The 12,101-nt window shown below is 72.5% G+C and carries 10 protein-coding genes and 1 riboswitch; of the genes, 4 read left to right on the forward strand and 6 right to left on the reverse strand.

What is annotated here, in order from left to right; all coding sequences use genetic code 11:
* Positions 1–173 precede the first annotated feature (173 nt).
* On the reverse strand, positions 174–629 hold the full coding sequence (locus tag CLV43_RS44200) for a carboxymuconolactone decarboxylase family protein (protein ID WP_425445807.1): 456 nt from the start codon (positions 627–629) through the stop codon (positions 174–176).
* A 46-nt stretch (positions 630–675) separates the two neighbouring features.
* On the opposite strand from CLV43_RS44200, the gene pdxR reads away from it, so the two are divergent.
* From pdxR to CLV43_RS44215, 3 genes are all read left to right on the forward strand, one after another.
* Complete coding sequence (pdxR, locus tag CLV43_RS44205) at positions 676–2,040, forward strand: MocR-like pyridoxine biosynthesis transcription factor PdxR (protein ID WP_106196541.1); 1,365 nt, start codon at positions 676–678, stop codon at positions 2,038–2,040.
* Between the two features lie 21 nt (positions 2,041–2,061).
* Complete coding sequence (gene ligD, locus CLV43_RS44210) at positions 2,062–3,030, forward strand: non-homologous end-joining DNA ligase (RefSeq protein ID WP_106196542.1); 969 nt, start codon at positions 2,062–2,064, stop codon at positions 3,028–3,030.
* Between the two features lie 111 nt (positions 3,031–3,141).
* On the forward strand, positions 3,142–4,512 hold the full coding sequence (locus tag CLV43_RS44215) for an alpha/beta hydrolase family protein (RefSeq protein ID WP_106196543.1): 1,371 nt from the start codon (positions 3,142–3,144) through the stop codon (positions 4,510–4,512).
* Between the two features lie 39 nt (positions 4,513–4,551).
* Here CLV43_RS44215 and CLV43_RS44220 read toward each other — a convergent pair whose 3' ends face one another.
* Positions 4,552–5,133, reverse strand: a complete 582-nt coding sequence (locus CLV43_RS44220; RefSeq protein WP_106196580.1) for an antibiotic biosynthesis monooxygenase — start codon at positions 5,131–5,133, stop codon at positions 4,552–4,554.
* 54 nt (positions 5,134–5,187) lie between these two features.
* Positions 5,188–8,775, reverse strand: coding sequence for a methionine synthase (gene metH / locus CLV43_RS44225; RefSeq protein ID WP_425445809.1), 3,588 nt, complete (start codon positions 8,773–8,775; stop codon positions 5,188–5,190).
* Positions 8,776–8,796: 21 nt separating this feature from the next.
* Positions 8,797–8,876, reverse strand: a riboswitch (S-adenosyl-L-homocysteine riboswitch).
* 37 nt (positions 8,877–8,913) lie between these two features.
* Between metH and rnhA the strand changes: the two genes are divergently transcribed.
* On the forward strand, positions 8,914–9,408 hold the full coding sequence (gene rnhA, locus CLV43_RS44230) for a ribonuclease HI (RefSeq protein WP_106196544.1): 495 nt from the start codon (positions 8,914–8,916) through the stop codon (positions 9,406–9,408).
* Positions 9,409–9,427: 19 nt separating this feature from the next.
* Here the strand turns inward: rnhA and CLV43_RS44235 are convergent, their stop codons facing one another.
* From CLV43_RS44235 to CLV43_RS44245, 3 genes are all read right to left on the reverse strand, one after another.
* Positions 9,428–10,636, reverse strand: coding sequence for an RNA polymerase sigma factor (locus CLV43_RS44235; RefSeq protein ID WP_106196545.1), 1,209 nt, complete (start codon positions 10,634–10,636; stop codon positions 9,428–9,430).
* Positions 10,633–11,034: a YciI family protein gene (locus CLV43_RS44240; protein WP_106196546.1), complete on the reverse strand. Its 402-nt coding sequence runs from the start codon at positions 11,032–11,034 to the stop codon at positions 10,633–10,635. The genes CLV43_RS44235 and CLV43_RS44240 overlap by 4 nt, the downstream gene beginning before the upstream one ends.
* 144 nt (positions 11,035–11,178) lie before the next feature.
* Complete coding sequence (locus CLV43_RS44245; RefSeq protein ID WP_106196547.1) at positions 11,179–12,033, reverse strand: LLM class flavin-dependent oxidoreductase; 855 nt, start codon at positions 12,031–12,033, stop codon at positions 11,179–11,181.
* Between the last annotated feature and the right edge of the window lie 68 nt (positions 12,034–12,101).

Below are 12,101 nucleotides of genomic sequence, written 5' to 3' on the forward strand. Positions count from 1 at the left end.
AAGCGCGACGAGGGCAGGAGTGTGCCGCACCCGCGGACCGGGCGTCAGCGGTTTGGGCGGACCCGGATCGGGGGTCCGAAGACCGGGTGCTCCGGGACCGGCGTCAGCCGGACGCGCCTACCGGGCCCGCCCTCGTGGCCACGCCGCCGTCCGATCCACAAAGGACGGTCGTCTCACACGGGCAGCGGGGCGCGGCTCGTGACGGACAGCCGGTTCCACGCGTTGATGACGACGATCGACCACAGCAGCGCCTGGTACTGGGGCTCGGTGAACGTCGAGGTCGCGCGGTCGTACACGTCGTCGGGCACGTCCTGCGTCTCCGAGAGCCGGGTGACGGCCTCGGTCAGCTCCAGCGCGGCGCGTTCCTCGTCGGTGAACAGGTCGACCTCGCGCCAGGCGTCGAGCACGAAGATCCGGCGCGGGCTCTCGCCCGCCTTGACGGCGTCGGCGGTGTGCATGTCGAGGCAGAACGCGCACCCGTTGAGCTGGGACGCCCTGATCTTGACCAGTTCGAGGAGGAGGTGGTCGAGCCCGTTGTCCTCCGCCGCGCGGGCGGCCTCCGCGGAAAGGGCGAGCATGGCTTTGCGGGGTCCGGTCAGGCCGGAGCTCATCTGGATTCGCTTGGTCACGGCACCGACGCTACCCGGAACTGGTTCACGGGTATGGTCCAGTTCCATGGCGGATTCATGGACCAGTTCGGTCGACGCGCACCTCGACTGGACACCCGGCGGCGGGCGGGCCGCACTGGCCAGCGCGGTGCGCGCGGCCATCCGCGACGGGCGGTGGCGGCCCGGCGCCGTCGTGCCGTCGACCCGCGCCCTCGCGCACGACCTCGGCGTCGCGCGCGGCACCGTGACCAGGGTGTACGCCGACCTGAGCGCCGAGGGCTACCTGTCGACCAGCCAGGGCGCGCCGACCCGCGTGGCCACCGCGGGCACCGAACCCCGCTCCGGGCCACCGGTCGTGAGCACCGACCGGGCGCCCCGGTGGAACCTGATGCCCGGCCGCCCCGACCCGTCGCTGTTCCCGCGCGAGGCGTGGCTGGCCGCGACCAAGCGGGTCGTGCAGCGCTCGCCCAACGAGGTGTTCGGCTACCACGACCCGGCGGGCGCACCCGCGCTGCGCGAGGCCCTCGCCGCGTACCTGGGGCGCAGCCGCGGCGTGCGCGCGGACCCGGCGCGGATCGTGGTGTGCGCGGGCTTCACCCAGGCCGTCGCCGTGCTCGGCCGGGCGCTGCGCGACCTCGGCAGCACCCGGATGGCGTTCGAGGACCCGTCGTTCCACCTGTTCCGCGACATCGCCGCGGCGTCCGGCCAGCAGGTGGTCGTCGTCCCGGTCGACGACGACGGCCTGCGGGTGTCCGAACTGGACAGTCCGGCGGTCGTCGTCACGCCCGCCCACCAGTCCCCGCTCGGCGTCACGATGGCACCGGCCCGGCGCACCGCGCTGGTGCGCTCGGGCGCGGTCGTCGTCGAGGACGACTACGACGGCGAGTTCCGGTTCGACCGCCAGCAGGTCGGCGCATTGCAAGCGCTTGCGCCCGAGCAGGTCGTGTACACGGGCACCGCCAGCAAGACGCTCGCCCCGTCACTGCGCCTGGCCTGGATGGTCCTGCCCCGCTCGCTGGTCGACCCGGTGACCGAGGCCCTGACCTCCAGCGGCGCCCGCCCGTCGGCCCTCGACCAGCTGGTGCTCGCCGACCTCATCTCCTCCGGCGCCTACGACCGCCACGTCCGCCGCTGCCGCCTCGAGTACCGCTCCCGCCGCGACCGCCTCGTCGCCGCCCTCCCCCGCGACCTGCCCATCCGCGGCATCTCCGCGGGCCTGCACCTCGTCCTGCCGCTACCGCTCGACGCCGAGACCCACGTCCCCGCCGCGGCCGCCCGCCACTCCCTCGCCATCCAGCCCCTGAGCCGGTTCTGGGTCGACCCCGCCCACCGCGAGGGCGGCGTGGTCGTCGGGTACGGCGCGTCCACGAAGCACGCGTTCGGCGGCGCCCTGGCCGCCCTGCTGGCGATGTTCCACGAGCTGACCAGCTGATTCCGGGTTAGGTTGGCCCGCATGGCTGGTAAGAGCGGGTCTCCGGCGGTGGAACTGGAAGTCGGCGACCGGACCGTGCGGATCTCCAACCCGGACCGCGTGTACTTCCCCGCGCGCGGTGAGACCAAGCTCGACCTGGCCCGCTACTACCTGGGCGTGGGGGACGGGATCGTGCGGGCCCTGCGGGAGCGGCCGTGCATGACGCACCGGTACCCGGAGGGCGTGGGCGGGGAGAAGGTGCACCAGAAGCGGTTGCCGAACGGGGCGCCGCCGTGGGTGCAGACGGTGCGGGTGACGTTCCCCCGGTACAACCGGCACGCCGACGAGCTGTGCGTCACCGAGGTCGCGGACGTGGTGTGGTCGGTGCAGATGTCGGCCGTGGAGTTCCACCCGTGGAACTCGCGCCGGGCGGACACCGAGAAGCCGGACGAGTGGCGGATCGACCTGGACCCGATGCCGGACTGCGACTTCGCCACGGTGCGCCGGGTCGCGCACGTGGCGCACGAGGTGCTCGACGACCTGGGCGCGGTCGGCTGGCCGAAGACGTCCGGCGGAAACGGGCTGCACGTGTACGTGCGGATCGAGCCCGAGTGGGGGTTCGCCGACGTGCGGCGGGCGGCGCTGGCGTTCGCCCGCGAGGTCGAGCGGCGGGCGCCCGACGACGTGACGACCACGTGGTGGCGCAAGGACCGCGACCCGGCGAAGCTGTTCGTCGACTACAACCAGAACGCGCGCGACCACACCATCGCCGCCGCCTACTCGGTGCGCGGTGTCCCCGAGGGCACCGTGTCGACCCCGATCACGTGGGCCGAGGTCGACGACGTCGACCCGCGCGAGTTCACCATCGCCACCGTGCCCGCCCGATTCGCCGAGCTCGGCGACCTGCACGCGGGCATCGACGACACCGCGTTCTCGCTGGCCCCGCTGCTGGAGTGGGCCGAGCGGGACGAGCGCGACGGCGCGGCCGACCCCGGTGGTGCCGACGAGTAGACGTCAGGTGGAGCCCAAGTTTCACCCCGGACCGTAGAACTCACCGGCCGCCGGAGCCGACTATGGCGCGGCGGCGCGACGAGGCGCCCAGTGCCATCAGGAGGTCCTCCCGTGAGAGCCGTACTGGCCGGATCGCTGAGCGTCGTGCTCGCCCTCGGCCTCACCTCCCCCGCCGCCGCGGCCACCGGCCCCGAGGTCACCGCGTGCCCGGCGGCGCTGCCCGCCGACACCACCTGCTACGGCGGCCAGGACGCGAACGGCGCGTTCTACGCGATCGCCATCCCCAAGGCGTGGAACAGGTCGTTGGTCGTCCACTCCCACGGCGGCCCCGACCTCGGCCCGCCGACACCGGCCCGCACCACCGACGACCTCACCCGCTGGTCCGTCATGGTCCGCGAGGGCTACGCCTGGGCCGGTTCGTCCTACCGCCGCGGCGGCTACGGCACCCGCATGGCCGCCGCCGACACCGAGAACCTGCGCAAGCTCGTCGTCGCCCGCTTCGGCCAACCCCGCAAGACCTTCCTGCACGGCCAGTCGTGGGGCGGCGACGTCGCGGCGAAGACCGCCGAGCTCCACCCCCGGTCCTACGACGCCGTCCTCCTCACCAGCGGCGTCCTGGCGGGCGGCTCGCGCGGCTACGACTACCGCGTCGACCTCCGCGTCGTCTACCAGTACTACTGCGGCAACCACCCCAGGCCCACCGAGCCCCAGTACCCGCTGTGGATGGGCCTGCGCGCCGACTCCACCATGACCAGCGCGGGCCTGCGCGCCAGGCTGGAGGAGTGCACCGGCTACCAGTCGGCCACCCGGACCCCGGTGCAGCAGCGCAACCTCGACGACATCCTCGCCGTCACGAAGATCCGGGAAAGCGCTCTCGCGTCCCACCTGAACTTCGCCACGTTCACCTTCCGCGACATCGTCCACAACGGACTCGGCGACCGGAACCCGTTCGGCAACAAGGGCGTCCACTACTCCGGCTCCCACGACGACGCCGCGCTCAACGCCGGCGTGGAGCGCTTCGACGCCGACCCCACCGCCCGCCGCGACCTGTCCTACGACAGCGACATCACCGGCGCGGTCTCGGTTCCCGTGCTCACCATGCACGCCATCGACGACCCCACCGCGTTCGTCGAGCACGAGTCCGCCTACCGGGCCTCGCTCGGTCCGCGGCGGAACCTCGTGCAGACCTTCACCACCGAGGCCGAGCACAGCGCCCTCAGCGACTCCGAGTACGCCAGCGCGCTCCAGGCACTCGCGGGCTGGGAGCGCACCGGCCGCAAACCCACCCCGGCCTCCGTCGCCGCCGCCTGCCCCGCCAACGACGGCAGGTACGGCACCGGCTGCTACTTCGACCCGCGGTACACCCCCGCGCCCTACGCCTCCCGCGTGAACCCCCGCCCCGGCGGCACGCACTGGCCCGCCCTCACCCCGCTCCAGTCGAAGATCTGGGAGTGGCAGGGCGTCAAGGGCATCGCCCCGTGAGCGCCGGGGCCTGCCGGACCACCCCGGCAGGCCCCGGCGTCACCCGTGCCGGCGCCGCGGCCGGCCGTGCAGCCACCAGTCCAACCGCCGGGTGACCCAGGGCAGCAGGAGGTACGTCATCACCGGCGTCAGCACCAGCGTCGTGACCATCACCCGCGGCACCACGTGCACGTCCGCCAGCAGCCGTCCCAGCGTCACCGTCGCCAGCAGGTTCAGCGGGAAGAACACCACCCAGATCGTCGTGGCCTGCTTCCACCGCGGCGGCGCCGACGCCGTGTGCTCGACCAGCGACCGCTCCTCCGGCGGGTCGAACCAGCCCTCGATCCCCGTCCGCCGCTCGGTCCGGGTGTGCTCCACCAGCCCCTGCGCCGTGTGCAGCCACCACTGCCGTTGCGGCGAACCCTCCCAGGCCGCCAACGACGACGCGTCGGCGAACCGGTAGAGCATGTGCCACTCCCCGGAGCCGACCCCGGACCGCACCCAGCCGCCGCCGAGGTACCCGTCGAACTGCTGCGCCATCGTCATGCCCGCCTGCACCCACGCGTGCATCTCGGTGCCGTGCGCGGGATCGGCTCGCCGGGTGATCGCCACCGTCACCGGGCCGTCGGGAGTACCGGTCATGCGGGCCAGCATGCCCGCACGACCGGCGTCCCACCGTCCGGAGTGGTCAGCGCCTCATCGCGGCTCGTAGGCCAGGTTGGGGCGCAGCCAGCGCTCGACCTCGTCGACGGACATTCCCCGACGCACCGCGTAGTCCTCGATCTGGTCGCGGCCGAGCCTGCCGACGGTGAAGTACCGCGACGCCTCGTGCGCGAAGATCAGCCCGCTCACGCTGGCGGCGGGCGTCATGGCGTAGGACGTGGTCAGCCCCATCCCCAACGACTCCGCGTCCAGCAGCTCGAACAGCGCCACCTTCTCGCTGTGGTCGGGCGAGGCCGGGTACCCGAGCGCGGGCCGGATCCCGCGGAAGCGCTCAGCGTGCAGGTCCTCCAGGAGCGGCTGGGCGTCCGGCTCGAACCAGTCGCGGCGCGCCTGGAGGTGGATGTGCTCGGCGAACGCCTCGGCCAGCCGGTCGGCCAGCGCCTTGACCATGATGGCGCGGTAGTCGTCCTGCTGGGCCTCGTAGTGCGCGGCCAGGGCCTCGGCGCCGTGGATGGCGACGGCGAAGCCGCCGATGTGGTCGCCGGAGGGCGCGATGTAGTCGGCCAGGCAGCGGTTCGGGCGGCTCAGCGGCTTCTGGGTCTGCTGGCGCAGCATGGGGAAGCTCGGACCGCCGTCCAGCAGGATGTCGTCGCCCTCGGAGTGCGCGGGCCAGTAGCCGTAGGCGCCCTTGGCCTGGAACGAGCCGTCCGCGACGATCCGGTCGAGCAGGGCGTTCGCGTCGTCGAACAGCTCGCGCGCCACCGGCTGGTCGAGGATGGCCGGGTACTTGCCCTTCAGCTCCCACGCCAGGAACAGGAACTGCCAGTCGACCATGGCGCGCAACGACTCCAGGTCCGGCTCGACGACCCGGACCCCGGTGAACGCGGGCGTCGGGAGCTCGCCGAACTCGACGACCTCGCGGTTCGCGCGCGCCTCCGCCAGCGTCAGCATCGGCTTGCGCTGCTTGTTCTCGTGCTGCTCCCGCAGCAGCTGCTGCTCCTCGCGGTTGCTCACGGCCAGCGCCTCGGCGCGGTCCTCGTCGAGCAGGTCGGACACGACGCCGACGACGCGCGAGGCGTCCAGGACGTGCACGGTGGTCTGCTCGTAGGCGGGCGCGATGCGGACCGCGGTGTGCTGGCGGGACGTCGTCGCGCCGCCGATCAGCAGCGGCAGCTTCAGCCCGCGCCGCTCCATCTCCTTCGCCACCGCGACCATCTCGTCCAGCGACGGCGTGATCAGCCCGGAAAGGCCCACGGCGTCGGCGTTCTCGGCGACGGCGGTGTCCAGGATGACGGAGGCGGGCACCATCACGCCGAGGTCGATCACCTCGTAGTTGTTGCACCCCAGCACGACGCCCACGATGTTCTTGCCGATGTCGTGCACGTCGCCCTTGACCGTGGCGAGCACGACCTTGCCCTGGCCGCGGCTGACCTCGACCCGGCCCTCCTGCCGGGCCAGCTCCTTCTCGGCCTCCATGAACGGCTCCAGGTAGGCCACCGAGCGCTTCATCACCCGCGCGCTCTTCACCACCTGCGGCAGGAACATCTTCCCGGCGCCGAACAGGTCGCCGACGATCTTCATGCCGTCCATCAGCGGGCCCTCGATCACCTGGAGCGGCCGGTCGGCCTCCAGCCTGGCCTCCTCGGTGTCGGCCTCGATGAAGTCGACGATGCCGTGCACCAGCGCGTGCGCCAGCCGCTCCTTCACCGGGGCCTCGCGCCACGCCAGGTCGACGACGCGCTTGGTGCCCGAGCCCTTGACGTTCTCGGCGAACGACACCAGCCGGTCGGTGGCGTCCTCGCGCCGGTCGAACAGCACGTCCTCGACCAGCTCCAGCAGGTCGGCCGGGATGTCCTGGTAGACCGCGAGCTGGCCCGCGTTGACGATGCCCATGTCCAGGCCCACCTGCACGGCGTGGAACAGGAACGCCGAGTGCATGGCCTCGCGCACGACGTCGTTGCCGCGGAAGGAGAACGACAGGTTCGAGATGCCACCGCTGATGTGCACGCCGGGACAGCGCCGCTTGATCAGCGGCAGCGCGTCGATGAACGCCTTGGCGTACCCGTTGTGCTCGGCGATGCCGGTCGCGACCGCGAGCACGTTCGGGTCGAACACGATGTCCTCGGCCGGGAACCCGGCCTGCTGGGTGAGCAGGTCGTAGGCGCGGCCGCAGATCGCGACCTTGCGCTCGGTCGTGTCGGCCTGGCCCTGCTCGTCGAACGCCATCACGACCACGCCCGCGCCGTAGTCGCGGATCCGCCGGGCCTGCTCCAGGAACGGGCCCTCGCCCTCCTTGAGGCTGATCGAGTTGACGACGCCCTTGCCCTGCACGCACTTCAGGCCCGCCTCGAGCACGGACCACCGCGAGCTGTCGATCATCACGGGGATGCGCGCGACCTCGGGCTCGGTCGCGATCAGGTTGAGGAACGTGGTCATCGCCCGCTCGCTGTCGAGCAGGTCGGCGTCCATGTTGACGTCCAGCAGGTTCGCCCCGCCGCGCACCTGCTCCAGCGCCACGTCCACGGCCGCCTGGTGGTTGTCGCCCTCGACCAGGCGGCGGAACTTCGCCGACCCCGTCACGTTGGTGCGCTCGCCGATCATGACGAACCCGGTGTCCGGCCCGATCGCGAACGGCTCCAGCCCGCTGAACCTGGTGCGCTCCGGTGACGCGGGCACGACCCGCGGGGCCAGCCCGGACACGGCTTCGGCGATCTTCCCGATGTGCGCGGGCGAGGTGCCGCAGCAGCCGCCCGCGATGTTGACCATGCCCTGCTCGGCGAAGTCCTTGAGCAGCGCGGCGGTCTGCTCGGGGGTCTCGTCGTAGCCGCCGAAGGCGTTGGGCAGCCCCGCGTTCGGGTGGCACGCGGTGAACGTGTCCGCGAACCGCGCCAGCTCGGCGACGTGCGGCCGCATCTCCTCGGCGCCCAGCGAGCAGTTCACCCCGACCACCAGGGGTTCCGCGTGCTCGACCGCGCTCCAGAACGCCTCGACCGTCTGCCCGGACAGCGTCCGGCCGGACAGGTCGACGATCGTCACCGAGATCCACAGCGGCAGGTCCGGCGCGACCTCGCGGGCCGCGGCGATGGCCGCCTTCGCGTTGAGCGTGTCGAAGATCGTCTCGATCAGCAGCAGGTCGACCCCGCCCTCGGCGAGCGCGCTGATCTGCTCCGCGTAGGCGTCGCGGACCTGGTCGAACGACACCGCCCGGTAGGCCGGGTCCTCGACCCGCGGCGACAGCGACAGCGTCACGTTCAGCGGCCCGATCGACCCCGCCACGAACCGCCCGCCGAACTCGTCGGCGGCCTGGCGGGCCAGCTCCGCGCCGCGCACGTTCATGTCGCGCACCAGGTGCTGCAACCCGTAGTCGGCCTGCCCGATGCTCGTGGCCGTGAACGTGTTCGTCGTCGTGATGTCGGCGCCCGCGGCGAGGTACTGCCGGTGCACGTCGAGGATGACGTCCGGCCGGGTGAGGTTCAGCAGGTCGGGGTCGCCGGTCACGTCGTGCGTGTGGTCGAGGAACCGGTCGCCCTTGTAGTCGGCCTCCGTCAGCCCGGCGCCCTGGAGCATCGTGCCCCACGCGCCGTCGAGCACCGCGATCCGACGTTCCAGCAGGTCACGCAGGTCGCTCACGGGCAGCCTCCACGAGTGGAGGCGCCCTTGCTCGACCGGAGTGCGGGTCGAGCGTGGCGGACACGTGGTCCGTTGCAGCGCCTCTCGACCCGTGACCGAGATTACCGGAAGCGGCGGTAGATTGCGGCCGTGGACCAGATCGTGGACATCTACACCGACGGCGCCTGCTGGACCAACCCCGGCCCCGGCGGCTGGGGTGCCGTGCTCCGCTACGGCGAGCACGAGAAGGAGCTGTGCGGCGGCGAGGCCACCGAGACCACGAACAACCGGATGGAGCTCACCGCCCCCATCCGCGCCCTGGACCACCTGAAACGCCCCGTCACCGTGCGGCTCTTCACCGACAGCACCTACGTCCGCAACGGCATCACGTCGTGGATGGCGAAGTGGAAGGCCAACGGCTGGCTCACCTCCGCCAGGCAACCGGTCAAGAACGCCGACCTGTGGGTGCTGCTGGAGAAGGCCGTCGCCCGTCACACGGTCGAGTGGCACTGGGTGAAGGGCCACGCCGGCGATCCGGGCAACGAACACGCCGACCGCCTCGCCCTGCGCGGCCTGGAGAACGCCCTCCGCGAAGCCGGCTTCGACCCGGCCACGTACCGCTCCGCCGGCCGGACGACCGTCTGACCGGAAACGGCTTACCCCCTTACCCCTCCCGCAGCCGCGCCGCCCGCGTCACCAGGTAGTTCCGCTCCGGCGTGCTCGTCGTCCGGGCCGCCGCCTCCCGGTAGCTCTCCACCGCCGCCCCGACGTCCCCCGCCATCTCGTGCAGGTGCCCCCGCACCGAGGCCAGCCGGTAGTGCCCGGCCAGCCGGGGTTCCAACGCCCGCAACAACTCCAGCCCCGCCTGGGGACCGTGGACCACGGCGACGGCGACGGCCCGGTTCAACGCCACCACCGGGTTGCCGGTCATCCGTTCCAGCAGCCCGTACAGCCCCAGGATCTCGGCCCAGTCGGTGTCCTCGGCGGTGGCCGCGTCGTCGTGCACCGCGGCGATCGCGGCCTGCAGCAGGTACTCCCCCACCGATCCCCTGGACAGCGCGCTGGTCACCAGCGCCACACCTTCGACGATCAGCGCCCGGTCCCACAGCGCCCGATCCTGCTCCGCTAGCGGCACCAGCGACCCGTCCGCGCCGGTCCGCGCGGGCCGCCGGGCGTCGGTGAGCAGCATCAGCGCGAGCAGCCCGGCGACCTCGCCCTCGTCGGGCAGCAGCGCGTGCACGACCCTGGCCAGCCGGATCGCCTCGCCGGACAGCTCGCCCCGGTGCAGCTCCTCGCCCACGCTGCTCGTGTACCCCTCGTTGAACAGCAGGTACAGCACCCGCAGCACGGACCGCAGCCGGGGCGCGCGGTCGTCGCCGACGGGCATCCCGAACGGCACGCCCGACGCCTTCACCTTCTGCTTGGCCCGGCTGATCCGCTGCGCCATCGTCGCCTCCGGCACCAGGAACGCGTTCGCGATCTCCGCCGTGGTCAGCCCTCCCGCCGCCCGCAGCGTCAACGCGATCGCCGACGCGGGCGTGAGCGCCGGGTGGCAGCACAGGAACAGCAGCACCAGCGTGTCGTCGTGGTCGTCGACGTCGGCGGGCGGCGGTTCCAGCGCCAGCACGGTCTCCTCGCGCCGCCGTCGGGCCTGGTCGCTGCGGAACTGGTCGGTGAGCCTGCGCTGCGCGGCGTGCAGCAGCCAGCCGCGCGGGTTGTCCGGCACCCCTTCACCCGGCCAGTGCAGAGCGGCGGCGAGCAGTGCCTCCTGCACGGCGTCCTCCGCGGCGGGGAAGTCGCCGAACCGGCGCACGAGCACGCCGAGGACCTGCGGCGCGAGGTCGCGCAGCAGGCCTTCGACGCGGCCGGTCACTGCTCGGTGCTGGGCGCGCCCATCACTTCGCGCACCTCGATGGGCTGGCCGATCGGCCGACCGCCGGGGCCGGGGGCGGCCGAGGCCTGGGCGGCGATCTCCAGCGCGCGGTCGAGGGTCTCCACGTCGACCGTCCAGTAGCCCGCGAGGAACTCCTTGGCCTCGGGGAACGGCCCGTCGGTCACGACCGGCGCGCCCTCGCCCTTGAACACCACGATCCTCGCCAGCTCGGGGCCCGCCAGGCCCTGGCCGTCGACGAGCTCGCCCTTGTCGGTGAGCTCCTGCCCCAGCGCGTGCTGGAAGTCGATGTGCGCCTTGATGTCACCGGGCGCCCAGCTGGTGATCGGCTCGACACCCTCGATCCTCGCGTAGCTCATCAGCAGCATGAACTTCGGCATCACAGACTCCTCGTCGTCCGCCGCGCCGGTTCCGGCGCCGTCATGGGTAGGACGGGGCCGGCGGCGAGTTCTCTACATCCCGCGCGACCGGCGCCATCCTGACCCGCTCGGCGGTTCACCGCGAGTCCACCACCTGCGGCGACGTCAGAGGACGAGGTCGGCCAGCCGGGCGATGTCGTCGGGGTCGTCGGTACCGGGGTTGAAGATCAGCTCGTCCGCGCCGATCCCGTCGAACGCCCGGACGGCCTCCCGCACGGCGTCGGCGGTGCCGTGGAGCCCGGCGGCGATACCGCCCGCCATCTCCTCGCCGAGGTTGGCGTAGTAGTCGCCGACATTGCGACGCCCCTGCTCGGTGTCGCCGAGGGCGAAGTAGGCGATGGCGACCAGACGCGGCTCGCCCTCGCGGCCCGCCTCCCGCCACGCGGCGCGGGCGCCGTCGAAGGACTGGGCGACCATCGACGCGGGCATGGACGCGCCGATGTAGCCCTCGCCCCACTTGGCCATGCGGGCGAGGGCGGCGGGCGCGAAACCGCCGAACATCAGCGGGATCTGCCTGCTCCCCGACGTCACGGCCGGGTTGGCGCCCCCGCCGACGGGCTTGCCGCCCCACACCGACCGGTACACCTCCAGGTCGTGGTCCATGCGCTTGCCCAGGCCGCGCGGGCCGAGGCCGTCGACGACGAAGTCGTCCTCACGGCCGCCGATGCCCGCCCCGAGGGTCAGCCGGCCGCCGGAGATCCCGTCGATGCCCGCGAGCTCCTTGGCCAGCAGCACCGGCGGCCACACCGGGGCGAGCATGACGTTGCTGAACAGCCCGATCCTGCTCGTCACCGCCGCCGCGGCGGCCAGCGCGACGGTGTCCAGCACACCGGGGTAGGCGATCCTGCCCACCGTGCCGAGGGTCGAGAACCCGGCTTCCTCGGCCTGCGACGCCCACCGCGGGAGTACCGCCGGGGTGACGTCGCGAACCTGGTTGGGCAGTCCGATACCGATCTTCACCAGTGCCTGCTTCCGTCGAGTCGGGATGACATCTCAACCCAACGTAGCAAGGTCACGAGCGGGCGTGC

It is taken from the genome of Umezawaea tangerina, from assembly GCF_003002815.1.
GTDB classification, from domain to species: domain Bacteria; phylum Actinomycetota; class Actinomycetes; order Mycobacteriales; family Pseudonocardiaceae; genus Umezawaea; species Umezawaea tangerina.

What these genes read in the sequence shown, in the direction of transcription:
- CLV43_RS44240 (WP_106196546.1), bottom strand. Translation starts at nt 11,034, where the DNA reads ATGCCGAAGTTCATGCTGCTGATGAGCTACGCGAGGATCGAGGGTGTC.
- CLV43_RS44220 (WP_106196580.1), bottom strand. Translation starts at nt 5,133, where the DNA reads ATGACCGGTACTCCCGACGGCCCGGTGACGGTGGCGATCACCCGGCGA.
- pdxR (WP_106196541.1), top strand. Translation starts at nt 676, where the DNA reads ATGGCGGATTCATGGACCAGTTCGGTCGACGCGCACCTCGACTGGACA.
- ligD (WP_106196542.1), top strand. Translation starts at nt 2,062, where the DNA reads ATGGCTGGTAAGAGCGGGTCTCCGGCGGTGGAACTGGAAGTCGGCGAC.